Raw genomic sequence first — 25,348 nt, forward strand, 5'->3', positions numbered from 1 at the left:
CCATATAGAATATCATGACATGAGCCCGTTCGAAGCCCTGGCCGAACCCAACCGCCGTCGCCTGCTCGACCTGCTGCGGGCCGGCGAGCGTCCGGCGGGGGAGCTGGTGGCGGCCATGGATCTCAGCCAGCCGGGGGTTTCCAAGCACCTGAAGGCCCTGCGCGAAGCAGGCCTGGTCAGTGTGCGAGCCGACGGCCAGCAACGCATCTACCGGCTGGAGGCGAGGAAGCTCGCCGACCTCGACGTTTGGCTGAAACCCTACCGCCATTTCTGGGCCGACCATCTCGACGCCCTTGAGGCGCATCTGGAGCGTGACCAATGAACGAAGATCGTCTGGGGACCGTGTCGCGCACCGGTGACACCTTTGAGCTCGTGTTCGAGCGACGGATCGCCAAGCCGGTCGAGAAGGTCTGGGCGGCGATCACCGTGCCCGAAAGGATCGCCGATTGGTTCGCCATCGTCGAGATCGACCCCCGGCTGGGCGGGCATTACCGGCTGCGGTTCTCGCCGGAGGAGACCCCGACGGAAGGCGTGATCGTCGAGTACGAGCCCCTGCGCCGGCTGGCCCACACCTGGCCCGATCCCGACCATGCGGACGCCATCATCCGCTACGAGCTGGAGCCGGACGGCGACGGATGCCGGCTGCGGTTCACCCAGAGCGGGCTGCCGGCCAAGTATGTGGAGAGCATCGCCGGCTGGCACGTGTTCCTGGACGCGATCCCCGGCGCGATCGACGGCGTGCGCTTCGTCTGGAGCATGGAGCAGGAGAAGGCGGTCCTGCAGCTCTACAAGGACCGCCTGGCGGCCGTGGGGGTCAGCATATGACCGCGCGCGACGACCGCCTGGCTTCCACTCTCAGCCCGCCCTGTTAACCTGCCCGCATGACAGACAGGATCGCACTCGTCACCGGCGCGGGCTCGGGCATCGGACGCGCCGCGGCGCTGGGCCTGCTGGACGCCGGCTGGAAGGTGGTGCTCGCCGGACGCCGGGCCGAACCGTTGCTGGCGACCGCGGCCCACGCCCCCGATCGCGCTCTGGTCGTCCCGACCGATGTCGCGGACGAGGGTCAGGTCCACGACCTGTTCGCGGCGATCGGCGTTGGCCACAAGCGCCTGGACCTGTTGTTCAACAACGCCGGCGCCTCGGCGGGCGGACGGCTTGAGGATCTCTCCCTGGAGGCCTGGAAGCGGGTGGTCGACGTCAACCTCACCGGCGCCTTCCTTTGCACCCGCGGCGCGTTCCGGATCATGAAGGACCAGGATCCGCGCGGCGGCCGGATCATCAACAACGGCTCGATCTCGGCCCACGTCCCGAGGCCCTATTCGGTGGCCTATACGGCGACCAAGCACGCGATCACCGGGCTCACGCGGTCGACCTCGCTGGACGGACGCGCCTACGACATCGCCTGCGGCCAGATCGACATCGGCAACGCCGCCACCGAGATGACCGGCGCCATGGCCAAGGGCGTGCCCCAGGCCGACGGGACCTTCGCCCCCGAGCCGCTGATGGACGTCAAGGCCGTGGCCGACGCGGTGGTGTTCATGGCCGGCCTGCCGCTGGACGCCAATGTTCAGTTCATGACCGTGATGGCCACCAAGATGCCCTTCATCGGGCGCGGCTGATCGCGGGGCCTCCCGCCGATTTGCGGCCACAAGATGCTCCCCCTGTGGGGGAGCTGGCCCGAAGGGCCTGAGGGGGACTTTGACTCCTGCCCAGACCCGTCGAGCCTCCGTGAAAGCGCATTCTAGTCCCCCTCACCCGGCCATTCGGCCGGGAGCTCCCCCAGGAGGGGAGCATCTGATCGCGGCGCCTCCGACCATTGGCCCAATGGGGAGCGGAAGGATTATCGGGCGCGGCTGATCGCCGCCCAGACCTTCAGCGCCTGGACCGTCTCGGCCACGTCGTGGACGCGCAGGGCGGCGACACCGGCCTGGACCCCCGCCAGGGCGGCGGCCAGCGAACCCGGTCCCCGCGCCTCCGCGGGCTCGGCGGCGGGATCTAGGGCGGCGATGAAGCGCTTGCGGCTCACCCCCAGCAGCACCGGGAAGCCCAGGGCGACCAGGAGGTCCATGTGGGCCAGCAGGGCCAGGTTGTGCTCCAGGCGCTTGCCGAAGCCGATCCCGGGATCGAGCCAGATCTTGTCGCGCGCCACGCCGGCCGCCATGGCGACCTCGGCCCGGACATTCAGGAATGCGGCCACCTCGGCGACCACGTCGTCGTAGCTGGGATGGGCCTGCATGGTGCGGGGCTCGCCCTGCATATGCATCAACACCACGCCGCAGCCGAGCTCGGCGGCTGTGGCGGGGCTCTCATCCGAGAAGCCCAGGGCGGTGACATCGTTCCAGATGTCGGCGCCGGCGCCCATGGCGGCCCGAGCCACCTGCGACTTCATGGTGTCGACCGAGATGGTGACGGCGCTTTCTGCCCGGATCGCCTCGATAAGCGGGACCAGCCGGGCGATTTCATCGTCGGCGGAGACTGGCGTTGCGCCCGGTCGGGTGGACTCCGCGCCAAGATCCAGGATGTCGGCGCCCGCGGCGACCAGGGCCCGGGCATGGGCGAGCGCCGCGTCCGGCGCCAGGAAGCGGCCACCGTCGGAGAAGCTGTCGGGGGTGAGGTTGACCACCCCCATGACCCTCACCATCGCGTCCTCGCCTCAAATGAAAACGCCCTCCCGATACAGGATCGGGAGGGCGTGGAGAATGGTGGAAACCTCAGGCCTCAGGCCGGCTCGGGACGCGGCGAGATCGGCACCGAGACCGAGGGGCCGGACGGACGCTTCAGGTCGCTCTCCTCCCGGTTCGGGGCCACGCCCTTCAGCACATTGATGATCTCGTCGCCGCTGAGGGTCTCGTATTCCAGCAGCGCCTTGGCCAGGGTGTGCAGCTCATCGAGCTTTTCCGTCAGGATCCGGCGAGCCTCGTCAAAGCCGCCCTGGACCAGGCGCTTGACCTCTTCATCGATCAGCCGGGCCGTCTCTTCCGAGACGTTCTGGGTGCGCGACACCGAGTGGCCCAGGAACACCTCGTCCTGGTTCTCGCCGTAGGAGACCACGCCCAGCTTGTCGGAGAAGCCCCACTTGGTGACCATGGCCCGGGCCAGGCGCGAGGCCTGGTCGATGTCGGACGAGGCGCCGGAGGTGATCTTGTCCTTGCCGAAGATCAGCTCCTCGGCCATCCGGCCGCCCATCAGGATGGTCAGGCGCGAGGTCATCTGCTCATAGGACATGGAGAGCTGGTCCCGCTCGGGCAGCTGCATGACCATGCCCAGGGCGCGACCGCGCGGGATGATCGTGGCCTTGTGCACCGGGTCGGTGGCCGGGACGTTGAGGGCCAGCAGGGCGTGGCCGCCTTCGTGATAGGCCGTCAGGCGCTTTTCCTCGTCGGTCATGGCCATGGACTTGCGCTCGGCGCCCATCATGACCCGGTCCTTGGCGTCCTCGAAGTCGGCCTGGGTGACCATGCGGCGATTCTTGCGCGCGGCCATCAGGGCCGCCTCATTGACCAGGTTGGCCAGGTCGGCGCCGGAGAAGCCCGGGGTGCCGCGGGCGATGGTCTTCACCTCCACGTCGGCGGCCAAGGGCACGTTCTTCATGTGGACGCGCAGGATGCGCTCGCGCCCGCCGATGTCGGGGTTCGACACCACCACCTGGCGGTCGAAGCGGCCCGGACGCAGCAGGGCCGGGTCCAGCACGTCGGGACGGTTGGTCGAGGCGATGACGATGATGGCTTCCGACGGGTCGAAGCCGTCCATCTCCACCAGTAGCTGGTTGAGGGTCTGCTCGCGCTCATCGTTGCCGCCGCCCAGGCCCGCGCCACGATGGCGGCCCACGGCGTCGATTTCGTCGATGAAGATGATGCAAGGGCTGTTCTTCTTGGCCTGTTCGAACATGTCGCGCACGCGGCTGGCGCCGACGCCGACGAACATCTCCACGAAGTCGGAGCCCGAGATGTAGAAGAACGGCACGCCGGCCTCGCCCGCGACGGCGCGGCCCAGCAGGGTCTTACCGGTGCCGGGGGGACCGACCATCAAGGCGCCCTTGGGAATCTTGCCGCCCAGGCGCTGGAACTTCTGCGGATCCTTCAGGAAGTCGACGATCTCGGTCAGTTCTTCCTTGGCCTCGTCGACGCCGGCCACGTCGTCGAAGGTCACGCGGTTCTTGTTCTCGGTCATCATCTTGGCCTTGGACTTGCCGAAGCCCATGGCGCCGCGGGCGCCGCCCTGCATCTGACGCATGAAGAAGATCCAGACCCCGATCAGCAGCAGGATCGGCAGGCTGTTGAGCAGCAGGCCCATGAGGCCGCCGCCGGCGGACTTCACATTGATGTCCGCGCCCTGGGATTCCAGGCGCTTGACCAGTTCGTCCTGGTTGGTCGGGGTGAGCGCCGTGAACGACTTGCCGCCCCCGTCCTTGATCTCGACGGCGGTCCCGCGGAACGTCGCCGCCTTCACCTCGCCGGAATTCACCTTGGACAGCAGCTGGGAATAGGAGATCTGCCCCGCCGCGCCGGCCGCCTGGCTGCCGCCGGTCATCATGCTGTACAGGCCGATCAGGACGACGACGATGACGCCCCAGATGGCGAGGTTACGTAGATTCATGTCGCGCCTTCGATAAGTGTCTCACTTGCCCAAGATAGGTGGGCGGACCCCAAAACTCCAGCAAGGCCCGTGCCGCGCGACCGAACATCGCGGTTCGGTGAACGCAATACGCGCCAATGCAGCGCTCTGGGCAGCAAAAAGGCCGCACGGAACCCGCACGGCCTTATAAAGCTTGGCTTTGAAGGAAGTCCTACCGCGCGGGCTTCTTCGGCGCGGCGATCAGGCCTTCGCGCTGGGCGCGCTTGCGAGCCAGCTTGCGGGCGCGGCGAACGGCCTCGGCCTTCTGGCGGGCGCGCTTCTCGCTCGGCTTCTCATAATGCACGTGCCGCTTCATCTCGCGGAACGAGCCCTCGCGCTGCATCTTCTTCTTCAGCGCCTTGAGGGCCTGATCGACGTTGTTGTCGCGAACGAAAATCTGAACCAGAGGTCTCTCTCCTATTACCCGTTCCCGCTCGGCCAATCCTGGGGTCAGGCGGCGGCGAACGGACAAAAGCTTTTTTACTCGATGGCTTGCGGCCTTCGAGTTGAGGGCGGGCAGATAGCAGAACGATCAGCCGATGTCCACGGCGGACAGGCGCAAAAAGGCCGGTTAAAAGAGGCCATGGCGAACCAAGACGACTGGGCCGAAACCACCGAGCAACTGGTGCTGGACGCCGCGCTCACGCGCGTCACCACCCAGGGCTTCACCTGGCCGACGGTGCGCGCGGCCGGCCAGGCCTGCGGGCTGTCGGCGGCCGAGACCGAACTTCTGCTGCCGCATGGACCGGCGGACCTCGCCGCCCTGCTGGCGCGGCGGCATGATTCAGCGGCCCTGGCCGCCCTGCCCGACCCCGCCGGCCTGAAGATCCGCGCCAGGATCCGCGCCGCCGTCGAGGCGCGCCTGGACGCCGCGGCGAAGGACGAGGCGGCCGTGCGCCGCTGGGCGGGCTATCTGGCCCTGCCGCTCCACCTGCCGCTGGCCGCGCGGCTGCTGTGGGATAGCGCCGACAAGCTGTGGCGCTGGGCCGGCGACACCGCCACCGACGAGAACCACTATTCCAAGCGTGCGATCCTGGCCGGCATCCTGGCCTCGGCGCTCGCCATCCGGCTGTCGGGCGGCAAGGACGAGGCCATGAGCTTCGTCGACGCCCGCATCGAGAACGTCATGGCCTTCGAAACCTGGAAGGCCGGACTGAAGACCGGCGACCTGCTGAAGGACCTGGCCGCCGCCCTGGCCAAGCTCCGCTACGGGTAACGACCGCCCGAACGATTCCTCCCCATGATCGTCATGGCCGGGCGTAGTCCCGGCCATCCATGACCTCCGAGTCAGCGGACCTTATCTGTGAGTCCGGCGCGTATGGATCCCCGACACGCGCTGCGCGCGGTCGAGGATGACGAGCAGGTGTGGGGGGAGGTCGGCCACCGGAACCCTACGTCACGCCTTCGGCAGTAATCCCAGCCGGCCGCCGATCATCCTGTCGAACATCCGCGTGGGCATGACCTCGCCCAGAAAGTTGCGGAACGGATCGGGGGTGACGGTGTAGCGCGGCTTGGGCTTGGCCAGGGTGAGCGCCTTGGCCACGGCCTCGCCGATGACCTCCGGCGGAAGGCCGGTCGCGCCGAGACCGTTCATATAGGCGTGGACCTTCTGCAGGGCCGGATAGAACGGCGTGTCGCGATAGGGGAGGATGTCTTCCTCCTTGGCCTTGCCCCAGATCGGGGTGGCCACGGCGCCGGGCGCGATGACGATGACGTCGACTCCGAGCAGTAGCAATTCCCGCCGCAGGGCCAGCGACAAGCCCTCCACGGCGAACTTCGAGGCGTTGTAAGGCCCCACGAACGGCGTCGCGTTACGCCCGCCCACCGAGCTGATATTGACGATCCGGCCCGGCTTGCCCGTCCGGCCGTCGCCGGGCGCAAGCAGCGGCCCGAAGGCCTGGGTCACGATGACGACCCCGGTCAGGTTGACCTCGATCTGGTGCCGGAACTCGGCGATGGGGAGGTTCATCAGGGGCCCAGCCACCGCCATGCCGGCGTTGTTGACCACCCCGGCCAGGGTCTCTCCGCCGAGCGCCTCGGCGACCGTGGCCGCCGCGGCCCGCACCGCGGCCTCGTCGGTGACGTCGAAGATCAGCGGAACATAGCGCTCGCCGAACTCCTGGCGCAGGCGGTCGGCGTCGGCCTGCTTGCGCACGCTGCCGAACACCCGAAACCCCTGGGCGATCAGGACCTTGGTCACCCCCCAGCCGATGCCGGTGGAGACGCCCGTGACGACGACGCTTTTCATGTCCGCAATCCTAGCTGTTCGATCTGGGCGAGTTGGCCGGCGTCGAGCGGTCCGGCCGCCTCCGCCGCAAGGGCCTGGTTCAATTCGTCCCGGTTCTTGACCCCCAGGACCAGGGTGTCGACGCCCGGCAGGCCCAGCGCATAGCGGTGGGCGATGATGGCCGGGTCCTCGCCCCAGGCCGCGCACAGCGCCCGGTAGGGCGCGGCGCGCTCGAAGTCCTTGGCGTCGGGATGGTTGGGCGAGACGGGCCGGTCGAAGGCCCGGGTCAGCGCCCCAGCCTGGACGGCGCGGATGCCCATCACGCCGACGCCGCGCGCCAGGGCGGCGGCCAGGATGGCGCGCGGATTGGCCGGCTCGGCGAAGCGGCGGATGCCGCCTGCCGAATCCAGCAGGTTGGTGATCACCTGGACGACCGCCGGGGCGGGGTCGCGCGCCAGGGCCGCCAGGATCGATCGCGGCACGCCGATGCCCGTGATCCCCCAGGCGCCGATCCGGCCCTGGGCGACCAGCCGCTCGAAGGCCGGGACCACCTCGTCCGCGTAGATCGACCAGCGGGTGGAGAACTCATCGCGGCGCGCGTCTCCATGGGCATAGGCGTAGTCGTCCGGCGCGATGCTGGAATGCAGGAAGAAGACATCGACCCGCTTCAGCCGCATGGCCGCCAGGGTCGCGTCCAGGGAGGCCTCCAGCCGCGCCGCGGCCTCGCCCGGCGGCGGCGAACCTAGGACGCACTTGGTCGTGAATTTCAGATGGGCCGGCGGCGCGCCCTCGAAGGTCTCGCCGACGACGGCCTCGCAGTTGAAGTACGTGGGCGCGGTGTCGATCAGGTCGATCCCGGCCTCGACCGCCGCCCGCAGGGTGGCCACGGTCTCGTCGCGGCCGGTTGGGCCCCAGATCTGACCGATGCCGCCTCCGCCCAGGGTCAGGCGGCTGACATCTCCCACGGAACCGAGCTTCGAGGTCTTCACGGCGCGATCCTCCAGAGATATATTCCGATGATCGGAATATCCGCCTTTCGGAATTCCTGTCAAGGCGACAGCCGCGTTCGCGGCGGTTAGGCTCCCGCTCGATGACTCGCACGGTCGACGACAGCCAGGCCCGGGCCCTCACGGCCGCCATCGGCGCCTTGATGCGGCAGTTCAAGCTGGAGCCCGGCCTACTGGCCGGCAGCGCCTATGCCGACCTGCACATCAACGATGTCGGCCTGCTCAACATGCTGGCCGAGGCCGGCGACTGGACGGTGCGAGGCCTGGCCCAGACCTTGGACGCGCCGGATTCCACCGTATCCTCGGCCCTGGACCGTCTGGAGAAGCGCGGCCTGGTGGCGCGCCGGCGGCGCACCAGCGACCGGCGGGTGATGCGGGTGGAGCTGACTCCCGACGGCCAGGCCCTGACCGAACGCCTGCGGGCCGGTCAGATGGAGAATTCCCGCAGCATGCTGGCGCGGCTGACGCTGGAGGATCGCGCTCACCTGGTGCGCCTGATGGCCGCCGTGGCTCAGGGAAAAGACTGAATGCCGACCGTGCATGTGAACGGACTTGATATCTATTTCGAACGGGCCGGCGAGGGGTCGCCCCTGCTGTTCATCTCCGGCACTGGCGGCGACCTGCGCAACAAGCCCAACCAGTTCGACGGGCCGCTGGCCAGGGCGTTCGATCTGGTCTCCCACGACCAGAGGGGACTTGGCCGGTCCGGCAAGCCCGACCGGCCCTACAGCATGGCCGACTATGCCGACGACGCCGCGGGGCTGATGGCCCATCTCGGCTGGGACCAGGCCCATGTGGTGGGCGTCTCGTTCGGCGGCATGGTGGCCCAGGAGCTGGCCCTGCGGCATCCGGCGCGGATCGATCGCCTGGTCCTGGCCTGCACCTCGCCCGGCGGAGCCGGCGGCGCTTCCTATCCGTTCCATGAGATCGAACACCTGACCGGCGAGGCCAGGGCCAAACACCTGATCCCGATCTCCGACACCCGCCGCGACGCCGCCTGGGCGACCGCCAATCCCGAGACCTACGCCCAACTGGTGGCCCTGGGATCGGCCGATCCCTTCGCCGAAGAGCCCGGCCGCAGGCAGGGCGCCCATCGTCAGCTCGAAGCCCGGAAGGATCACGACACCTGGGATCGGCTCGGGGACATCGCGGCCCCGACCCTGATCGCGGCCGGCCGCTACGACGGCGTGGCCCTGCCGGAGACCCAGGAGAAGATGGCCGTCCGGATCCCGGGCGCGACCCTGCGCTTCTTCGAAGGCGGGCACCTGTTCATGCTGCAGGACCGCGCCGCGGTCCCGGCCATGGTCGAATTCCTGAGCGGTTAGACCGCGCGCAGGACCGCCGCCACCGCCGCCGCCACCTGGGTGACGTCATAGGGCTTGCGGATGATCGGGGCGTCGAAACCCAGGGGGGCGCCGCCGGAATCGCCGTAGCCGGTGGCGAACACGAAGGGAATGCCGCGCGCCGCCAGGGCCTCGGCCACCGGGGTCACCGACAGGCCGTTGAGATTGGCGTCGAGCACGGCCGCGTCGATCCGCTGGTTCAGCAGGGCCATGGCCTCGGAAAGCTCGTAGGCGGGGCCGATGACCTCGGCGCCGGCCTCGGACAGGCCGGTCTCCAGCTCGAGGGCCAGCAGCACGGCGTCCTCGACGATCAGCACCCGCGAGCCGGTGAGATCGGTCGGGCCGGTGGGCGTCGAGACCATTTCGATCGGCTGGCGCGCCGGCGCCTCGGGCACGGTCTCGGGTCGTGCGACCACCGCCGCGGGACTGGCGCGCAACCGCACCCGCACCCCGGCCCGGCGGTACTCGACCTCGGTCTCACCGTTCAGCTCGCGCCCGGTCACCTGGGCCAGCAGGGTGGAGCCGAAGCCCTGGCGGGTCGGCGGATTGACGGGCGGCCCGCCGCTCTCGGTCCAGAACAGCTCGAACCCGCCGTCGGCGATCCGCGCCCAGCGCAGATCCACGCGGCCGGACTCCGTGGAGAGCGCCCCGAACTTCACCGCATTGGTGGCCAGTTCGTGCAGGGCCAGCGACAGGGCGTTGGCCGCGCGGGGCGTGAGGAACAGCTCGGGCCCCTCCCACCGGGTCTGGCCAGGCGCCAGGCCGCCTAGCTCCGCGGCGGCGAGGTGGGCGATCGCAGCGCCGCGCCAGCGGGCGGCGGTCAGCAATTCGTTGGCCGAGCCCATCGCCTTCAGCCGCCCGGCGAAGGTGGCCAGGAAACTGTCGAGCGAGGTGGTGCGCTTAGCGGTCTGGAAGGCCAGGGCCTGGACCGTGGCCAGGACGTTCTTCACCCGGTGGTCCAGCTCGGCCATCAGGGTGCGGCGGCGGTCCTCCTCCAGGTGGAGGTTGCTGACGTCCTGAACGACGCCGCAGACCCGGATGGGGCGGCCGTCCTCGTCGCGCACCAGCAGGCCGGACGACCGCATCCAGACCGTGCGGCCGTCATCCTCGCGGATCCGCCGGTATTCGGTCTCGAACCGCCCCGAGGCGCGCATGGAGGCTTCCATGGTCTTGCGGGTGGCGTCGCGATCGTCGGGGTGGAGGCCGCGATAGAGCGCCTCGCCTTTCTCGGCGTTCAGGTCGCCTTGCGGCAGGCCGGTGATCGCCGACATCCGCGCGCTGACGCGGAAGATGTCGCGGATCATGTCCCACTCGTACTCGCCCAGGCGCGCCGATTGGAGCGCCAGCTCGAGGCGTTCCCTGTCGAGGTTAGGTTCGGAGGCGGTCTTCGCCATAGCCGCACCTTAAAGCCGGGTTCGCCGCGAAGCGACAGGAACCGAGAGTTGCACCCAGGCTTTTGGTGGAACGTCAGTCAACCGACTTCCGCCGCCTGGCGGAACCGCCTAATATGTGTGGCGTTTGGGCTGTAACGCCCGGGCGCCCTTGCTTGAGGCCTGCTGAACATTTGGAGAGCACCCACATGGGCACGAACGCCATCGACCATGCCACCGACGAGGCGCGCGCCGCGACCAACGCGGTCACCGAGTCCGCCGCCAAGCTGACCGCCGAGGCCCAGCGCAGCTTCAACGACGCCGCCAAGCGCTTTGAGAGAGTGGTCACCGAGGGGCTGGAACAGGTCCGCGCCCAGTCCCGCACCTATGCCGACAACGCCGGCCAGCACATCGACGAGGCCCAGCGCTACGTCGTCGAGCGCGTGAAGGAACGTCCCCTGATCGCCGCGGGCGCCGCCCTGGGCGCCGGACTGCTGATCGGGCTGCTGCTGGCCAGCGGCCGCAAGCGTTGATCCTGAAGAAAGCGGTCTATTTCGCCATCGCCGTCGCCGCCCTCGCCGCGGCGGCGGTTGTTTGCGTTGTCGCCCTGGCCATGGCCCTGCACGCCGCGGCCCTGCCCTGGGTAGGCCCCGCCTGGGCGTCGGTGATCGTCGCCGGCGCGGCGACGGTGCTGATGGCCATCCTGGCCACGATCCTGCTGATCCGCGCCAGTCCGCCGAAACAACCGAACGTCGCCAGCCAAGAGAAAGACCTGACCTCGCGCATCTTCGAATTGGCCCGCGACAAGCCTTGGGTGGCCGCCGGCGTGGTGGTCGCCGCCGCGGCCGTCGCCTTGAAGAACCCGAAGATCACCGCCGCCGTCGTCTCGGCGGTCATGGCCGGCCGCGCCTCCAAGAAATAGCGAACCAATCGCCCGGAGGGGGGTTTCCAGGGACAGCGGGCTTACCGCGCCTCCCCAGGATGATCCCATGTTCGAGCTTCCGCCGCTGCCCTGCGACCACGCCGCCCTGGAGCCGGTGATCGGCCGGGCGACCATGCACCTGCATCACGAGAAGCATCACCGGAAGTACGTCGACACGACCAACGAGCTGCTGGCCAAGCAGGGCGAGACGCCCGCCAGTCTCGAGGAGGTGATCCGCGCGGCGGCCGGCAAGGCGGACGCGAAGAAGCTCTTCGACAACGCCGCCCAACTCTGGAACCACACCTTCTTGTGGACCTGCATGACCCCCAAGGCCCAGACGCCGGGCGGGGATCTCGCCCAGGCGATCGACCGCGACCTCGGCGGCCTGGGCGAATTCAGGGCGAAGTTCGTCGAACTCGGCGCCGCCCATTTCGGCTCGGGCTGGGTCTGGCTGGCGGCCGAGGGCGAGACGCTCAAGCTGGTCGACACCCATGACGGCGACAACCTGCTCACCCACCAGGGCCTGACCCCGCTCCTGGTCTGCGACCTGTGGGAGCACGCCTACTATCTCGACCACAAGAACGACCGCGCGGCCTTCCTGGGGGCCTGGTTCGACGCCCTGCCCAATTGGTCCTTCGCGGGCGACCAGTATGCGGTGGCGTGCGGACACGGCGAAATCTGGCGTCATCCACATCCCACCACGTCTTCGGGAACGGGAGCGGGTGAAAGGCGTTCGAATCTGGGACGCTAAATCGGAGGAACGACTATGCTCGGTTGGGCTTTGACTTTCCTGGTGGTCGCTCTGATCGCCGGTCTTCTAGGCTTCACCTCTATCGCCGGCGCGGCGATCGGTGTCGCCAAAATTCTGTTCTTCGTCTTCCTGGTGCTGTTCGTGGTTTCCCTCGTCATGCACATGGTGCGAGGGCGCGGCGCACTTTAGCCGCTCCAGGAATCGACAACTAATGCCGCCCGCCTTCCTCGGAAGGCGGGCGTTCTATTGCCTGCGGTCCATCGACCATGTGCGCGAGGTCTCGTAATGAGAGCCCTTCCAGGCCTGGGCCCTGACGTGGATTTCACGCTCGTCGGCTTCGACGATGTTGAATCCGGCCGGCACGCCGCGTTCGCGCAGTGAAAGGGTCCCGGCCCCCGCCGCATAGGTCCGTCGGTCGCCGAACGGGTAGGGCCAGGCGAAGGGCGCGTGGATATGGCCCGACAGCACCAGGTCGACCCGGCATTCCGAAAACGCCTTGGCCGCCGCCTCGCCCCCCCAGACCCTGGCGGTCATCGGGCCGCCGATCATCTCGGCCAGCGGGTGATGGCAGACCAGCACCTTGAGCTGGCCTTCGGGCGCCGCGCAGAGCCAGTCGCGCGCGCGCGCGGTCTGGCGCCGTGAGATCTGACCCTTCGACCAGTTGGCGCGCGGCTGGACGCCGCGGGCCGTGTTGACACCGAACACGGCCAGGCCGGGCGACACGTGGGTCTGGCCCTCGACCTGGCCGATCAGCCGCTGGAACCGTCCAAACGGCGAGAAGAACCGCTCGAACCAGGCGATATAGGGGGCGTCGTGATTGCCGGGCGTCACCAGGACGGGGCCCGGCAGGGTCTTGATCCAGGCCGCGGCGGCCTCGAACTCGCCGATCTCGCCGAATTGGGTCAGGTCGCCGGAGATGATGGTCAGGTCGAAGCCGCCGCCGCGCAGGACCTCGGCCGCGCCGGTCACCGCGGCGACGTTCTCGCCGCCGAAATGGATGTCCGACAGGTGCGCCAGGCGGATCAAACACCATGCTCCGCTGGCGGGGCGAGGATTCGCGCCACCTTCGGCCGCCAGGTCACCCGGGTGGTGGCGCTCAGGCGCACGGGCTCGCCGTCCAGCACGGCGGGGATGCGGCCCGCCGCCCAGACCCCGGCCGAATGGCAGGACCGCACCTCCACCGCCGGATCGTTGCGCCAGTCGTCGACGATGGCCTTGATTCCCATGCGGGCGGCCTCCGCCAGCCCCTTGGGATTGATGGCCGCGACCTCCAGGGCCTGTTCATCGTTGGACATGGCCTTCGACGCCATCGGGCAGAGGAAGGTGAGCGCCTCGGCCTTGCCCCGCGGCCCACCGTCGAGGGCGTAGCGCAGGCGGCCGGAAAAGGCGCGGCGCCAGGCGCGCTGGGCGCGGGCCACGGCCAGCCTCAACTGCCCGTCACGAACCGCCTCTCGGGCGGGCGCCCAGAGGGCGGGCGACCCCAGGATCGCCGCCACCAGGAAGGTGCGGCCGTCGATCTCGCCGCCGCCGATGGCCTGTTCGCGGCCGTTCTCGAGAATGGTCTTCAAAGCCTCCTGCCAGGGAACGACGCCATAGACCGCGTGGGGCAGCATGTTCATGGTCCCGCCCGGCAGCGGGGCGATCAGGGGACCGTCGGGACCAGCGAGCTCCGCCGCCGCCCGGGCGGTGCCGTCGCCGGCCAGCACCAGCACGACGTCGGGGGCCGCGTCGATCGCATCGCGCAGGCAGCGGCCCAGCTCACCGGTCGCCGGCGCGCAGACCGTGGCCCTTACGCCCCATTCGGCCAGCAGGGCCTGTATCTCGTCGGGGGCGCCCGGCTCAACACCGCCGGAAGCGATGTTCACCACCACCTCGACTCTGGAAATCTTCGGCTTGCCCGCCACTGTGTCGTCCTTAGCCCCACTCGATCCGGCGCCCTTATGACGCAGACGGCGGCGTTTCCGAAACGGCGCCGTCCGCGGCCGGTTCCGGCGCGGGGCGCCCGGAACCCTCGCGACCGCCGACGCGTTGCGGCACGAGGGATAAGCTTAAGGAGAGCCCAGAGATGCTGAAGCACGGATCTTTCAAGCCGCTGATCGCCATCGCCGGCGCCGGCCTGCTGGCCGCGGCCTGCACCACCACCGGCAATGTCGAACGCAACGCGGCGGGCGGAGCGGCCCTGGGCGCCCTGGCCGGCGCCGTGATCGGCAATAATGTGGGTTCCGGCGACGCCGGCACGGGCGCCGCCATCGGCGCGGCCATCGGCGGCACGGCCGGCGCGATCAAGGGCTGCCGCGAAGACGGCGGCTGCGGCGCCAACTCACCCAACAAGCGCCAGTATTACGACGAGCGGGCCGGGCGGTACTACTATTACGACTCCGCCTCCGGCCGGTATTACTGGGAAAACGGCAGCCCCCGCTGAGACGGCGGCGCCAGAACTGGTATCGGAAGGGCGGTCGGCTATGCTGGCCGCCCTTTCCACGTGACAGCGCAAACAGGGGCGTAGGATGAAGGCTCAGGCGATCTTGACGATCACCCTGGTTGCGGGACTTGCAACCTCCGGCTGCGCCATGCGCACGGGACGCGACCGCATCGTCACCGCGCCCTCGCGCTGCGAGGACGTCACCGTCCAGGTCTATTTCGAACCGGACAGCGCCCAGCTCACCTCGGAAGGCCGCGCGGTGCTGGCCCAGGCCTCGACCCAGGCCAAGACCTGCAAGGTGGACCGAGTCACGGTCCTGGGCCTGGCCGACGCGGCCGGCGCCCCGGCCGCGAACCTCGAGCTCTCGAAGAAGCGCGCCGCCTCGGTGAGCGAAGCCCTGGCGGCCACAGGCCTTCCGGCGGCGGAGTTCGACCTGACGGCCGCCGGCCAGAGCGGCGCCATCACCCGATCCGGGGATCTGCAGCCCCTGCGCCGCCGAGCCGATGTGACGGTGGAGCTCAGCACCCCCCGCTAGGTCCCTGGCGGGCGAAAGAAGAAGGCGGACCTGGGGTCCGCCTCGAAGTCTGCATCATCGAGAAAAAGGGGTGCGGAGACGGCAGACCGGCATGGTCGCCGGCCTCAAGTCGGGGGGGGCGTCGCCGCCTCCGCATCGAATAAACCCACACCCGAATGTTATGTTCCCGGCATAGGCGAGTTTATTTGCGCCTATTCGCGCGCCGGTTCGATGGCCGGCATGGCGTCGAATTCGGCCTTGGTGAGGGGCGCGCTCAGGCTTCCGCCCTCGACCTTCAAGGCCTTGACGGACAGGCTGCGGGGGCCGCCGGCCCGGAGGCCCTTGGGCCGCACCAGCACCTGGGCCGGCGCTCCGTCCGCGCCCAGGATCACGCGCTCCACATGGCCCAGGACGACGCCGCCCTGGCCGATCACCGGCTTGCCCTCGAACGCCGCGGCGTCGCCCGGCGCCAGGGCCTGGGCGGCCAGGGGCAGCGACAGCAACAGGAGGGCCGCGATCAGGGATTTGAACTTGCTCATGGCCCTAAGATGGGCCCTTCCGTCCCAAAAAGCGAACCCGCCCGGCGACGCAGGCCGCCGCGCCACGGCCAAGCCGGGAACACCGGGCCCGCCCCGCACGTTAGCAAAGTGCGGGCGTTTCGCCCGTGAGCAGGGGCGCGACGAATATGATGCGCGGATACGAGGCGCCGCACGGCGGACTGGTTCTCTTCTCCACACCTTCCCGTCGGCAGCGCATGGCGCGGCGGCGGTGGATGGCGATCGCGGCGGTCCTGAGCATCGCCGTGGCTGGCGGCGTCCTCGGCCAGATGTCGGCCGTCCGTGACGACGCCGCGCGGCCGGTGCCGCCCGGCCCGTTCAGCTACCTGCCCTAGTTCCCGCCTCCGACCCATTCAGGAGACCATTGCATGGCCACCATTTCCCGATTCTCCCGCACCGGCCTCGGCGCGACGCGCGCCCGGCAGGGACGGCTGGGCGTCCACATGTTCTGGGTGCTCGTCGTCTCCACGGCGCTCGCGGCGCTCGCCCTGTTCGGCGCCTGGAGCTGGCGGGCGGACGATCTGGCCTCGACCGCGCCCAACAACGCGCGCCAGCCGGCCGACGCCAAGGCCTTCGACATGGGAGAGCCCGCGCCGGCGGCCCTGCAGACCACCCCCACGCCCGGTCGCTGACCGCCACATTCCGGACATGGAAACGGCCGCCCTCGGGCGGCCGTTTTCGTTTGGGTGCGGGACGGCCTCAGAGCACCGACTGGCCGCGCACGGCCCGCAGCACGAAGCTGGCGATCAGCAGGACCAGGAAGACCACGAACAGGACCTTGGCGATGGTGGCGGCGAGCCCGGCCAGCCCCACGAATCCGAGGAAACCCGCCACGATGGCGAGAACGGCGAAGACCAGCGACCAGCCCAGCATGGCGAACTCCCGAAATGAAAACGCCGCGCCCGGCGGGGCGCGGCGAGATCAGGTGAACGCCGACGGACGCGTCGCGTTCCTACGCCGCCTTGCGGGTGTTCCTCGGGTGGAAGAACAGGGCCTGGCCGATGGCGGCCTTCACGGTTTCGGGCTGGAACGGCTTGGTGATCAGGAAGGTCGGTTCAGGACGCTCCCCGGTCAGCAGCCGCTCGGGGAAGGCGGTGATGAAGATCACCGGGACGTCGAAACGGGCCAGGATGTCCTTCACCGCATCGATGCCCGACGAACCGTCGGCGAGCTGGATGTCGGCGAGCACCAGGCCCGGCGTGCGGCGGTTGATGGCGTCCACCGCCTCGGTGCGGGTGGCGGCGATGTCGACCACCGTATGGCCCAGTTCGGTGACCAGGGCCTCGATGTCGGCGGCGATGACCGGTTCGTCCTCGATGATCAACACCTCGGTGGCCAGCTCGGCGTCGATCTCGGCCTGGGCTTCGCCGATCAGCCGCTCGACCTCGGCGAAGTCGGCGCCCAGGATTTGGGCGGCCTCCGACGGGGTGAAGCCCTCGAGGGCGGTGAGCAGGAAGGCCTGGCGCGAACGCGGCGCGATGCGCATCAGGCGGCGGCTTGCGTCGTCGGCTCCCTCCGCGGCGTCGGTCGGGGCCTCGAGCTGGGCGCCGGTGGACAGCCAGATGGCGTGGAAGACGTGGTAGAGCGCGACGCGGGGGGTCAGATTCGACTCCAGGACGCGTTCGCCCGCGGCCAGTGCTTCCAGCGCGACGCGGACGTAGTGATCGCCGGTGGTCTGATCACCGGTAAGCGCGCGCGCATAGCGGCGCACGTAGGGCAGATGCGGCGCCAGTCGGGCAAGAAGACTCAAGGCAATACCCCTCCCGTAGGAAATCCATGCGAGCGCACGGGGCCGTAGCCCCGACACCCATCATAGGCGCCTAAACGTGGCCTTTGGGAACCGGTTCCCTCGGAACGTGGTTTTCTGCATCTTAAGGCGCACGCATGGAACCCGGATCGGAATGGGACGTTGAGCCGCGACGAAGAGGTATCGAGGGGGCGGGCTCCGCGAAAGCCGAGCGCCGACGACATGATAGAACAGCGACCCACAGAGGAACGACGCAGGGCGTCAGCCGCTCTGGACGAAGCCCGCCTGCGTCAGCAGGCGATCGGCGTGCGCCTGCGTCAAATGTTCGACGAAGTGGTCAGCGAACCTGTCCCCGACGAGTTCCTTGAGATTCTCCGCAGGGCTGACAAGACGTCTGCGGAGAAAGGCTGATGGCGGAAGATAGGGCCGACCGTCCCCCCCGCACGCCTGCGGACGATGAGGCGTTCAAGCGCGAACTGGTCCAGCTCATTCCCCACCTGCGGGCCTTCGCGCGCACCCTGGCGGGAGAGCCGGCTGGGGCCGACGACCTGGCGCAGGACGCCATGATGAAGGCGTGGGACGCTCGCGCCAGCTTCCAGATGGGCACCAACATGAAGGCCTGGACCTTCATGATCCTGCGCAACCAGTTCTATTCGGAGAAGCGCCGCTCGTGGCGTCAGACCCAACTCGACCAGGAGGCCGCCGAACGGACCCTGGTGGCCGTGGACGATCCCGAGGCCCCGGTGGCCCTGGACGAACTGCGGCTCAGCCTGGCCCAGCTCCCCGCCGAACAGCGCGAGGCCCTGATCCTGGTCGGCGCCGGCGGCTTCGCCTACGAGGAGGCCGCCGAGATCTGCGGCTGCGCCGTGGGCACGGTGAAGAGCCGCGTCAGCCGCGCACGTAAGGCCTTGCACGTTATCCTCGACGACGGCTCTTATGAGCGCGACGGCGGGGCGGCCGGCGACGCCATGCGATCCATCCTGGCGGACGCGGAGCGTCTCAGCACCGTTCGCTAGAAAGAGGACGATGCATTCGCCCTGGGGTTCGCTGTCAACGATCAGGGTCCGGCTGACGGCGGCGTTGGCGGCGGCCCTGTTGCCGGTTCTCATCCTGGGCGTGATCCAGTCGGCGATCGCCTTCCGTCATGACGCCGATCAACTTCGCGAGGAGCTGGCGGCCTCCGCCGAACGCAGCGCCGCCACGGCCCGCGCGCGGATGGAAGCCGCCGACATCCTGCTCCAGACCCTGGCGCCGGGCTCGGTGGGCCTGAACTGCGCCACCCGCCTCAACTTGGTGACGAGCCGGATACCGGGCTATTTCAATCTGATCCGCTTCGATCGGCGCGGCCGGGTGGCCTGCGCCGCCAGCGATGTGCCCGCCGATCCGGGCCGCGCCGGACGGGAATGGTTCAAGCGAACGGCGGCCGGCGACAACCTGGTCATCACCCGCGATCCCGGCGCCGAATACGCCCGCGTTCCGGCCCTGCTGGCGGCGGTGCCGGCGAGGGACGCCCGCGTGGGGTTCGACGGCGCCTTCGTGGCGGTGATCTCGCTGGAGAGCCTGGCGCCGCGCACCGCCGACCGCTCCCTGCCCGAGCAGGCCGAGGTGGCCCTGGCCGACGGCGGCGGGCGCTTTATCAACGCCACCGACAAGGAGGCCTTCCCGGACCTCCCGACCGATTGGCGCGCCGAGGCGCAGAAGAAAGGCTCCCTGGTCTGGTACGCCAAGGATCTGCGCGGCGAGCGGCGAGTGTTTTCCGCCGCCCCGCTGGTGGGCGACGAGCTCTATGTGATCCTCTCGGCGCGCTCGGGCGGGATCTTCTCCTGGGCGACCTTGAACCCGCTGACCGGCGTGGCCTTCCCGATCCTGACATTCATCCTGGCCCTGACGGCCGTCTCGGTGGTGACCGAGCGCGTGGTCACCCGCTGGATCGCCTATCTGCAAAGGATCGCCGCCCTCTACGCGCGGGGCCGGCTCAGCGTGCGGCCGGTCCAGGCCGAACAGATGCCGCCGGAGATCCGCGACCTGGCCGAGACCCTGGAGGACATGGCCGACGCCATCGTCGGCCGCGACGCCTCCCTGCGCGACAGCCTCGCCCAGAAGGACGCGCTGATGCGCGAGATCCACCACCGGGTGAAGAACAACCTGCAGGTCATCTCGTCCCTGTTGAACATGCAGCAGCGGGCCCTGGCCGACCCGGCCGCACGGGCGGCCATGTCCGACACGCGCCAGCGGATCACCGCGCTCGCCTTGATCTACCGCGCCCTCTACCAGGGCCCGGATCTGAAGCGCGTGGATCTGCGCGCCTTCCTGGAGGAGCTGACCGCCCAGCTGGTCTCGGCCGACGCCATCCGCGGCGCCCATGTCCAGACCGAGATCCACGTGGACGCCCTGGTGATCGATCCCGACCGCCTGGCGCCGCTGGCCCTGTTCGCCGTCGAGGCCATCACCAACGCCCAGAAACACGCCTTCGCCGGCCGCGGCGGCACGCTCAGCGTCAATTTCCGCGTCCATGGCGAGGAAGCCGAGCTGGAGATCTGCGACGACGGCGCGGCCCCCGACGACGCCCTGGTCTCCTCCGGCGTCGGCCGCACGCTGATGACCGCCTTCGGCCGCCAGCTTCGCGGCCGCTCCGAGCTGGTGCGCAACGACAAGGGCGGGATCACCGCGCGGCTGATCTTCCCGACGCCCTCGGCCGACGCACAGCCGAAACCGGCCCCCGCCAACGGGAACCAGGCCGCGGCTTAACCGTTAGGTGTGCGCGAGATTTCCAATCATTCCTGGAGACACCCAATGCGTATGTTCGCCATCCTGGCCGTTATGGCCGCGAGCCTGACCCTCAGCGCCTGCAACACCGTGTCCGGCGCCGGCCAGGACGTGAAGGCCGCCGGCGAAGCCGTCAGCGATACGGCCGAGGACGCCAAGCGCTAGGCGAGAGCCTGACTCAAGCATCTACGGAAAGGCCCCGCTGCGGCGGGGCCTTTTTCGTTGGAGACTAGGAGCTGTGGGCTCTAGGCCGCGACGCGGAAGGCGGGGTTGCGGGCGAACAGGCCCGGCCGGCCCGCGACCGGCTGGAAGGCGTCTTCGAAGCCCGTGGCGATCTCGCCCTCACCCAGGAACAGGAAGCCCTCGGGGCTCAGCGCGCGGGCCAGGTTCTCCAGCAGGCGGGCCTTCATCGGCTCGACCAGATCGCACAGCACATAGCGGCAGAAGATCACGTCGAAGCGGCCGGCTGTCGACAGGTCGGCCACCAGGTTGATCCGCCGCCAGCGCACCATCTGGCGCACCCGCGGCGAGAGGGCCCACATGTCGTCGACCTTCTCGAAGTGGCGCACGAGCTGGCGGATCGGCAGGCCGCGCTGCACCTCGAACTGGGTGTAGAGGCCGCTCTGGGCCTTTTCGAGCTGGCGTTCGCAGAGGTCGGAGCCGAACAGCTCGACCTTGATCCCCGGCATCTCGGCGCGCTCGTCCTCGACGATCATGGCCAGGGAATAGACTTCCTGGCCCGAGCCGCAAGCGGCCGACCAGATGCGGATGGGCTCGCCGTCGCGCACGCGGGCGAGGGTCGGCAGCACCTCTTCGCGGAACAGCGAAAACGGCGCACGGTCGCGGAAGAAGGCGGTTTCCGACTGGGTCATGGCCTCGACGATGGCCCAGGCCAGCCGGTCCTCGCGCTTGGTCCGAAGGGCGGTCAGCAGGTCGGGGATCGAGCCGAAGCCCTCCCGGCGCGCCACGGGCGCCAGACGGCTCTCGATCAGGTAGGTCTTGTCGGGGTCGACCCGAAGCCCGGCGCGCGCCGCGCAGAGCTGGGCCACAAGCTCGCGGTCTTCCGGCCTCATACCAGCCCCACCTCGGCGAACTTGGCGGCGATGATGTCGCCGTCGAAGGGCTTCATGATGTATTCGTCCGCACCGCAGTCGAGCGCCTCACGGATGCGGGCCAGGTCGTTCTCGACCGTGCAAAACACCACGACGGGGGCCTTGCCGCCCGGCTCGAGCCGCAGGTGGCGCAGGAAATCGATGCCGGTCATCTGCGGCATGTTCCAGTCCAACAGGACGGCGTCGGGCATGGCCGCTCGGCACCAGGCGAGCGCCTCCATCCCGTCGGCGGCCTCGGCGATCTCGAAGCCGATGTCCTCCAGGATGCGGCGGGCGACCTTGCGGATCACCCGGCTGTCGTCGACGACTAGGCAGGTCTTCAACGGGATGCTCCTTCCCCTGCGTTTCTTGTGCTCCGCCGGTGGTTAAGGAGGGGTATGGCCGCGAGATTATTTCGCACTGCGATGCGTGCGCGATCCCCGCGGCCCAAGACTTTCCGAGCCCACCTTTCAGTTTTTGTCGCCTTGAAGCCCGACGTCCCGCCGCTAGGGTCTCGAACCTGCCCGCCAAAGTCTCGAGAGGTCCGCGATGATCGACGTCCACTACTGGCCGACCCCCAACGGCAAGAAGGTCACCATCCTGCTGGAGGAACTGGCGCTTCCCTACGAGATCGTCCCCGTCCGCATCGGCCAGGGCGACCAGTTCACCGACGATTTCCTGAAGATCAGCCCCAACAACCGCATGCCCGCCATCGTCGACCGCGCACCCGCCGACGGCGGGGCGCCGATCGCCATCTTCGAGTCCGGGGCGATCATGCTGTACCTGGCCGAGAAGGCCGGCCGCTTCCTGGGGCGTGATCTGCGCAGCCGCTACGAGATCACCCAGTGGGTGATCTGGCAGATGGCCAACCAAGGCCCGAAATTCGGCGAGCGCGGCCATTTCAGCCGCGTGCCGCAGAGCGCCGGCGACCAGTCCTACGCCCAGCGCCGGTTCAACGACGAGACCCACCGGCTCTACGGGGTGCTGAACAACCGCCTCTATGACCGGCCCTATATCGCCGGCGACGAATACTCGATCGCCGACATGATCAGCTATCCGTGGACCGCCGGCTGGGAGCAGCAGGGCATCGACATGGGCGAGTTCAAGTACTTCAAGCGCTGGTTCGACGAGATGGCCGCCCGCCCCGCCGTCCAGCGCGGCATGGCGGTCACCGCCGGCCCCTCGGTCGATCCGGCCACCCTGACCCCCGAGGAACAGGCGGCCATCCGCAAGATGCTCTACAACCAGCGCGCCCGGCCCGCGCCGGTGGGCTAGGGCGTCGGGGTCACCTGGACGAAGACCACCTGCCAGCGGCCGTCGCGCCAGGCGAAGACGTCGGAATAGTGGAAGCGCTCGACGAACGGCTTGCCGTTCTCGGTTCCGTGCAGCTCGACCCGGCCGCCGACGATGGCGGCTTGCGAACCCAGCGGCACGAAGACCGGGTCGAGGATGGTCAGCGGCTCGAATTTAATGCCGGGGGTCAGCCAGCCGGCGATGAAGTCGTCGCGGTCCGCCTGCTTGCCCGATCCCCGCACGATAACGAAGTCCTGGGCCAAGAACCGTTCCAACGCTGCCTTGTCGCCGGTGAGTTGGGCCTGGTCGAAAGCCGTGGCGGCGGACCTGACGTCCATGTCGGGCGCGGGCGCGGCGGCGATCAGCAGCGGCGCGAACAGGGCCGCGGTCAGCAGGTGGCGCATGGAGAACCTCCGGGAAAGCGTCCGCCTTCCTAGCGATCCTCCACGCGCCGCGCTGTCAGGAAACCGGGGTCAGACGAGTTCCGACGGCTTGACGCCCAACTCCTTGAGGAAGGGCTCGGCGTATTCGACCCGGCCGGTCATGGTCTTGGGATCGCCCGAGGCCAGGCGGTAGACGGCCTCGGAGATGAACTCGATCGGCTGCACCCGATCCTTGGTGGCCTCGTTGATCAGACCGTGCACAGCCACGCCAGGGGTGTCGACCAGGCCCGGTGAGACCACATTCACCGCGATCCCGTCGTCATAGACCTCCGAGGCCAGACCGGTGGTGAAGCGCTCCAACGCCGCCTTGCACATGCCATAGACCGTGCCGCCGCGGCCGCCGCGATAGGGCTGCTTTGGATGGATGCCGGCGGGCGAGGAGATGTTGACGATCCAGCCCTGCTTGCGGGCCTTCATGCCCGGCAGCACCAGCTGGGCCAGGTGGAAGGGGGCATAGACCTGCACCTCCATCATCAGCTTGAAGCGCTTCTCCGGGAACTCCTCGACCGGGATGAAATAGGTGATGGCCGCGTTGTTGATCAGGATGTCGATGGGCCCGAAGGTCGCCTCGGCCTCCTCGACCAATCGCTCGCGCTCGATCGCCTGGGCCAGGTCGGCCTTGACGAAAGCAGCCTTGCCGCCGGCCTTGTTGATACGGTCCACGGTGTCGGCCAGGGTCCCGGGCAGGCGGCTCTCGCCGTCCGAGGCGGTGCGGGCCGAGACCACCACGCTGGCGCCCTCCATGGCCAGGCGCGCGGCGATGGATTCGCCGATGCCGCGGCTGGCGCCGGTGACCAGGGCCACCTTGCCCTTCAGGCTGCCGTTCGGATTGATGCGGGCATCGCTCATTTGAAATTCTCCCTGATGAAAGTCATTGTTTTTAAATTGAAAAATGAAACCGAACCCGCCCTACTCGGCGGGTTCGGAGACCTGGACGCTTGAGATCTTGGCCGCCTCCGAAGGCCAGTCGTCGACCGTCACCCGGCGCATATGGCGCCGCTCGCCGGGATAGTCGTTGAGGGCGAAATGCCAGACCGAGCGGTTGTCCCAGAAGGCCACCGATCCGGGCGCCCAGGCGAACCGGCAGGTGAAGGCCTCGTAGCGGGAATGCTCGAACAGGAAGTCCAGCAGGGCCTTGCTCTCGCGGCGGCTCCAGCCCTCGATCCGCATGGTGAAGGCCGGATTGACGTAGAGCGCCTTGCGGCCCGTCTCGGGGTGGACCTTGACCACTGGATGGACGAACTCGCCCACCGCGCCCTCGGCCTCGACAACCTTCATGGTCTTGCGCGACTGGGCCGAGTGGCCTTGCGACGAATATTCCCGGCCGGCGGAATGGACGGCGTTGAGGGTCTCCAGGGTCTTCTTCAGCCCCGGCGACAGGGCGTCATAGGCCGCCGCCTGGCTGGCGAACAGAGTGTCGCCGCCGAAGGACGGCAGCTCCACCGCATAGAGGATCGAGCCGATGGAGGGATGCTCCAGGAAGCTCATGTCGGAGTGCCAGCCGCCGCCGAAATTGACCCGGTCCTCCGGCTCCTTGACGATCTCCATCACCTCCGGATGGTCCGCCATCCCGGCCACATAGGGGTGGATGTTCAGCGGCCCGAACCGTCGCCCGAACGCCAGCTGCCGCTCCGGCGTCAGCGCCTGGTCGCGGAAGAAGATCACCTGGTGGGTGACGAAGGCCTGCCGGATCTCGGCGATCGTGGCGTCCGACAGGTCCTGCGACAGGTCGACCCCGGAGAGCTCGGCGCCGAGCGCGCCGGCGAGTTTGCGGATCTTGAGACCGGCCATGGTGACCTCCGAATGCTGCCGGCGAATGAAACATCGCAACGGCGCCCGAAGCCAGCGAGAAGCGCTCAGGCCGGCTGCAGTAAATCCCATCGGTTGCCGTAGAGATCCTGGAAGACCGCGACCGTGGCGTAGGGTTCGCGGCGTGGCGCTTCCAAGAACACCACCCCGGCCGCGGTCATCGCGGCGTGGTCGCGAGCGAAGTCGTCGGTGCTGAGGAACAGGCCGACCCGGCCGCCGGTCTGGTCGCCGATCCGCGCGGCCTGGGCGTCGGTGACCGCCCTGGCCAGCAACAGGCCGCAGGCCGAGCCCGGCGGGGTGACCACCACCCAGCGCTTGCCGTCGCCCTGGGGGACGTCGGAGGTCAGCGCGAAACCCAGCTTCTCCACATAGAAGGCGATGGCCTCGTCATAGTCGGCGACCACCAGGGCGGTGAGGCTGATCTGCTGGGACATGGCGGCGACTCGAGCGGCTGGACGGCGGGGAGGCT

At 68.9% G+C, this 25,348-nt stretch carries 35 protein-coding genes; 18 read left to right on the forward strand and 17 right to left on the reverse strand.

Annotated features, from left to right (window positions below):
- The first annotated feature begins 19 nt into the window (after positions 1–19).
- The 3 genes from V6M51_RS06585 to V6M51_RS06595 are packed head-to-tail and all read left to right on the forward strand — an operon-like array spanning position 20 to position 1,622.
- On the forward strand, positions 20–322 hold the full coding sequence (locus V6M51_RS06585) for an ArsR/SmtB family transcription factor (protein ID WP_332765687.1): 303 nt from the start codon (positions 20–22) through the stop codon (positions 320–322).
- A complete protein-coding gene (locus tag V6M51_RS06590) occupies positions 319–825 on the forward strand; it encodes an SRPBCC family protein (RefSeq protein ID WP_332765689.1) in 507 nt (168 codons plus the stop codon). Before V6M51_RS06585 ends, V6M51_RS06590 begins: the two co-directional genes overlap by 4 nt.
- A gap of 56 nt (positions 826–881) precedes the next feature.
- Positions 882–1,622 carry an SDR family oxidoreductase gene (locus V6M51_RS06595; RefSeq protein WP_332765691.1) on the forward strand — a complete coding sequence of 247 codons (741 nt, stop codon included), beginning with the start codon at positions 882–884 and terminating at the stop codon, positions 1,620–1,622.
- 221 nt (positions 1,623–1,843) lie between these two features.
- Here V6M51_RS06595 and folP read toward each other — a convergent pair whose 3' ends face one another.
- The 3 genes from folP to rpsU form a co-directional block, all read right to left on the reverse strand.
- Positions 1,844–2,644, reverse strand: a complete 801-nt coding sequence (gene folP, locus V6M51_RS06600) for a dihydropteroate synthase (protein WP_332765693.1) — start codon at positions 2,642–2,644, stop codon at positions 1,844–1,846.
- Between the two features lie 77 nt (positions 2,645–2,721).
- Positions 2,722–4,599, reverse strand: coding sequence for an ATP-dependent zinc metalloprotease FtsH (gene ftsH / locus V6M51_RS06605; RefSeq protein WP_332765695.1), 1,878 nt, complete (start codon positions 4,597–4,599; stop codon positions 2,722–2,724).
- Between the two features lie 190 nt (positions 4,600–4,789).
- The gene (gene rpsU, locus V6M51_RS06610; RefSeq protein ID WP_091735317.1) at positions 4,790–5,023 is read right to left on the reverse strand and encodes a 30S ribosomal protein S21; all 234 of its coding nucleotides are present in this window, start codon (positions 5,021–5,023) and stop codon (positions 4,790–4,792) included.
- A gap of 177 nt (positions 5,024–5,200) precedes the next feature.
- Between rpsU and V6M51_RS06615 the strand changes: the two genes are divergently transcribed.
- Positions 5,201–5,833: a COQ9 family protein gene (locus tag V6M51_RS06615; protein WP_332765697.1), complete on the forward strand. Its 633-nt coding sequence runs from the start codon at positions 5,201–5,203 to the stop codon at positions 5,831–5,833.
- 180 nt (positions 5,834–6,013) lie between these two features.
- Here the strand turns inward: V6M51_RS06615 and V6M51_RS06620 are convergent, their stop codons facing one another.
- Together V6M51_RS06620 and V6M51_RS06625 are read right to left on the reverse strand one after the other, a co-directional pair.
- On the reverse strand, positions 6,014–6,865 hold the full coding sequence (locus V6M51_RS06620) for an SDR family NAD(P)-dependent oxidoreductase (protein ID WP_332765699.1): 852 nt from the start codon (positions 6,863–6,865) through the stop codon (positions 6,014–6,016).
- Positions 6,862–7,833, reverse strand: a complete 972-nt coding sequence (locus V6M51_RS06625; RefSeq protein WP_332765701.1) for an aldo/keto reductase — start codon at positions 7,831–7,833, stop codon at positions 6,862–6,864. Before V6M51_RS06625 ends, V6M51_RS06620 begins: the two co-directional genes overlap by 4 nt.
- 101 nt (positions 7,834–7,934) lie before the next feature.
- Between V6M51_RS06625 and V6M51_RS06630 the strand changes: the two genes are divergently transcribed.
- The gene (locus tag V6M51_RS06630; RefSeq protein WP_332765703.1) at positions 7,935–8,378 is read left to right on the forward strand and encodes a MarR family winged helix-turn-helix transcriptional regulator; all 444 of its coding nucleotides are present in this window, start codon (positions 7,935–7,937) and stop codon (positions 8,376–8,378) included.
- Positions 8,379–9,176 (forward strand): alpha/beta fold hydrolase, encoded by a 798-nt coding sequence (locus V6M51_RS06635; protein ID WP_332765705.1) that lies wholly within the window; start codon positions 8,379–8,381, stop codon positions 9,174–9,176.
- Here the strand turns inward: V6M51_RS06635 and V6M51_RS06640 are convergent.
- A complete protein-coding gene (locus tag V6M51_RS06640; protein WP_332765707.1) occupies positions 9,173–10,588 on the reverse strand; it encodes an HWE histidine kinase domain-containing protein in 1,416 nt (471 codons plus the stop codon). The two genes, V6M51_RS06635 and V6M51_RS06640, sit on opposite strands and share 4 nt — an antisense overlap.
- Before the next feature lie 185 nt (positions 10,589–10,773).
- On the opposite strand from V6M51_RS06640, the gene V6M51_RS06645 reads away from it, so the two are divergent.
- From V6M51_RS06645 to V6M51_RS06660, 4 genes are all read left to right on the forward strand, one after another.
- The gene (locus tag V6M51_RS06645) at positions 10,774–11,097 is read left to right on the forward strand and encodes a glycine zipper domain-containing protein (protein WP_332765709.1); all 324 of its coding nucleotides are present in this window, start codon (positions 10,774–10,776) and stop codon (positions 11,095–11,097) included.
- Complete coding sequence (locus V6M51_RS06650) at positions 11,094–11,486, forward strand: hypothetical protein (protein ID WP_332765711.1); 393 nt, start codon at positions 11,094–11,096, stop codon at positions 11,484–11,486. The genes V6M51_RS06645 and V6M51_RS06650 overlap by 4 nt, the downstream gene beginning before the upstream one ends.
- Positions 11,487–11,553: 67 nt before the next feature.
- Positions 11,554–12,237, forward strand: a complete 684-nt coding sequence (locus tag V6M51_RS06655) for a superoxide dismutase (RefSeq protein WP_332765712.1) — start codon at positions 11,554–11,556, stop codon at positions 12,235–12,237.
- Positions 12,238–12,252: 15 nt separating this feature from the next.
- Positions 12,253–12,426, forward strand: coding sequence for a DUF1328 domain-containing protein (locus tag V6M51_RS06660; RefSeq protein ID WP_332765714.1), 174 nt, complete (start codon positions 12,253–12,255; stop codon positions 12,424–12,426).
- 54 nt (positions 12,427–12,480) lie between these two features.
- Here the strand turns inward: V6M51_RS06660 and V6M51_RS06665 are convergent, their stop codons facing one another.
- Together V6M51_RS06665 and V6M51_RS06670 are read right to left on the reverse strand one after the other, a co-directional pair.
- Positions 12,481–13,263, reverse strand: a complete 783-nt coding sequence (locus tag V6M51_RS06665; RefSeq protein WP_332765716.1) for a metallophosphoesterase family protein — start codon at positions 13,261–13,263, stop codon at positions 12,481–12,483.
- On the reverse strand, positions 13,260–14,141 hold the full coding sequence (locus V6M51_RS06670) for a diacylglycerol/lipid kinase family protein (RefSeq protein ID WP_332765718.1): 882 nt from the start codon (positions 14,139–14,141) through the stop codon (positions 13,260–13,262). Before V6M51_RS06670 ends, V6M51_RS06665 begins: the two co-directional genes overlap by 4 nt.
- Positions 14,142–14,302: 161 nt before the next feature.
- Between V6M51_RS06670 and V6M51_RS06675 the strand changes: the two genes are divergently transcribed.
- Together V6M51_RS06675 and V6M51_RS06680 are read left to right on the forward strand one after the other, a co-directional pair.
- Positions 14,303–14,659: a YMGG-like glycine zipper-containing protein gene (locus V6M51_RS06675; protein WP_332765720.1), complete on the forward strand. Its 357-nt coding sequence runs from the start codon at positions 14,303–14,305 to the stop codon at positions 14,657–14,659.
- Positions 14,660–14,744: 85 nt separating this feature from the next.
- Positions 14,745–15,194, forward strand: coding sequence for an OmpA family protein (locus tag V6M51_RS06680; protein ID WP_332765721.1), 450 nt, complete (start codon positions 14,745–14,747; stop codon positions 15,192–15,194).
- Between the two features lie 191 nt (positions 15,195–15,385).
- Here V6M51_RS06680 and V6M51_RS06685 read toward each other — a convergent pair whose 3' ends face one another.
- The gene (locus V6M51_RS06685) at positions 15,386–15,712 is read right to left on the reverse strand and encodes a hypothetical protein (RefSeq protein ID WP_332765723.1); all 327 of its coding nucleotides are present in this window, start codon (positions 15,710–15,712) and stop codon (positions 15,386–15,388) included.
- A 386-nt stretch (positions 15,713–16,098) separates the two neighbouring features.
- Here V6M51_RS06685 and V6M51_RS06690 point away from each other — a divergent pair, with 386 nt between their 5' ends.
- Positions 16,099–16,362: a hypothetical protein gene (locus V6M51_RS06690; RefSeq protein ID WP_332765725.1), complete on the forward strand. Its 264-nt coding sequence runs from the start codon at positions 16,099–16,101 to the stop codon at positions 16,360–16,362.
- A gap of 67 nt (positions 16,363–16,429) precedes the next feature.
- Here the strand turns inward: V6M51_RS06690 and V6M51_RS06695 are convergent, their stop codons facing one another.
- Both V6M51_RS06695 and phyR read right to left on the reverse strand, forming a co-directional pair.
- Positions 16,430–16,603 (reverse strand): DUF1328 domain-containing protein, encoded by a 174-nt coding sequence (locus V6M51_RS06695; protein WP_332765727.1) that lies wholly within the window; start codon positions 16,601–16,603, stop codon positions 16,430–16,432.
- 79 nt (positions 16,604–16,682) lie between these two features.
- Entirely contained in the window at positions 16,683–17,480 is a 798-nt protein-coding gene (gene phyR, locus V6M51_RS06700) for an anti-anti sigma factor/receiver protein PhyR (RefSeq protein WP_332765729.1), read from the reverse strand.
- A 219-nt stretch (positions 17,481–17,699) separates the two neighbouring features.
- Here phyR and nepR point away from each other — a divergent pair, with 219 nt between their 5' ends.
- Genes nepR through V6M51_RS06720 form a run of 4 tightly spaced genes read left to right on the forward strand, consistent with a single transcriptional unit; the run spans position 17,700 to position 20,408 of the window.
- The gene (gene nepR / locus V6M51_RS06705) at positions 17,700–17,888 is read left to right on the forward strand and encodes an anti-sigma T factor NepR (protein WP_305673673.1); all 189 of its coding nucleotides are present in this window, start codon (positions 17,700–17,702) and stop codon (positions 17,886–17,888) included.
- Positions 17,888–18,493: a sigma-70 family RNA polymerase sigma factor gene (locus V6M51_RS06710; RefSeq protein WP_305673654.1), complete on the forward strand. Its 606-nt coding sequence runs from the start codon at positions 17,888–17,890 to the stop codon at positions 18,491–18,493. Before nepR ends, V6M51_RS06710 begins: the two co-directional genes overlap by 1 nt.
- Positions 18,494–18,503: 10 nt before the next feature.
- Positions 18,504–20,225 (forward strand): sensor histidine kinase PhyK, encoded by a 1,722-nt coding sequence (gene phyK, locus V6M51_RS06715; protein ID WP_332765731.1) that lies wholly within the window; start codon positions 18,504–18,506, stop codon positions 20,223–20,225.
- A gap of 45 nt (positions 20,226–20,270) precedes the next feature.
- Positions 20,271–20,408 (forward strand): entericidin A/B family lipoprotein, encoded by a 138-nt coding sequence (locus V6M51_RS06720; protein WP_332765733.1) that lies wholly within the window; start codon positions 20,271–20,273, stop codon positions 20,406–20,408.
- An 80-nt stretch (positions 20,409–20,488) separates the two neighbouring features.
- Here the strand turns inward: V6M51_RS06720 and V6M51_RS06725 are convergent, their stop codons facing one another.
- Both V6M51_RS06725 and V6M51_RS06730 read right to left on the reverse strand, forming a co-directional pair.
- The gene (locus V6M51_RS06725) at positions 20,489–21,316 is read right to left on the reverse strand and encodes a CheR family methyltransferase (protein ID WP_332765735.1); all 828 of its coding nucleotides are present in this window, start codon (positions 21,314–21,316) and stop codon (positions 20,489–20,491) included.
- A complete protein-coding gene (locus V6M51_RS06730) occupies positions 21,313–21,678 on the reverse strand; it encodes a response regulator (protein ID WP_254835534.1) in 366 nt (121 codons plus the stop codon). The genes V6M51_RS06725 and V6M51_RS06730 overlap by 4 nt, the downstream gene beginning before the upstream one ends.
- Positions 21,679–21,883: 205 nt before the next feature.
- On the opposite strand from V6M51_RS06730, the gene V6M51_RS06735 reads away from it, so the two are divergent.
- The gene (locus V6M51_RS06735; RefSeq protein ID WP_332765738.1) at positions 21,884–22,609 is read left to right on the forward strand and encodes a glutathione S-transferase N-terminal domain-containing protein; all 726 of its coding nucleotides are present in this window, start codon (positions 21,884–21,886) and stop codon (positions 22,607–22,609) included.
- Here the strand turns inward: V6M51_RS06735 and V6M51_RS06740 are convergent.
- From V6M51_RS06740 to V6M51_RS06755, 4 genes are all read right to left on the reverse strand, one after another.
- The gene (locus tag V6M51_RS06740) at positions 22,606–23,031 is read right to left on the reverse strand and encodes a nuclear transport factor 2 family protein (protein ID WP_332765739.1); all 426 of its coding nucleotides are present in this window, start codon (positions 23,029–23,031) and stop codon (positions 22,606–22,608) included. The two genes, V6M51_RS06735 and V6M51_RS06740, sit on opposite strands and share 4 nt — an antisense overlap.
- A gap of 69 nt (positions 23,032–23,100) precedes the next feature.
- Positions 23,101–23,919 carry an SDR family NAD(P)-dependent oxidoreductase gene (locus V6M51_RS06745; protein WP_254835531.1) on the reverse strand — a complete coding sequence of 273 codons (819 nt, stop codon included), beginning with the start codon at positions 23,917–23,919 and terminating at the stop codon, positions 23,101–23,103.
- 60 nt (positions 23,920–23,979) lie between these two features.
- Positions 23,980–24,861, reverse strand: coding sequence for a TauD/TfdA dioxygenase family protein (locus tag V6M51_RS06750; protein ID WP_332765740.1), 882 nt, complete (start codon positions 24,859–24,861; stop codon positions 23,980–23,982).
- A gap of 65 nt (positions 24,862–24,926) precedes the next feature.
- Entirely contained in the window at positions 24,927–25,313 is a 387-nt protein-coding gene (locus V6M51_RS06755) for a VOC family protein (protein WP_332765741.1), read from the reverse strand.
- Positions 25,314–25,348: the final 35 nt, after the last annotated feature.

The organism is Phenylobacterium sp. (assembly GCF_036677185.1).
GTDB lineage: Bacteria > Pseudomonadota > Alphaproteobacteria > Caulobacterales > Caulobacteraceae > Phenylobacterium.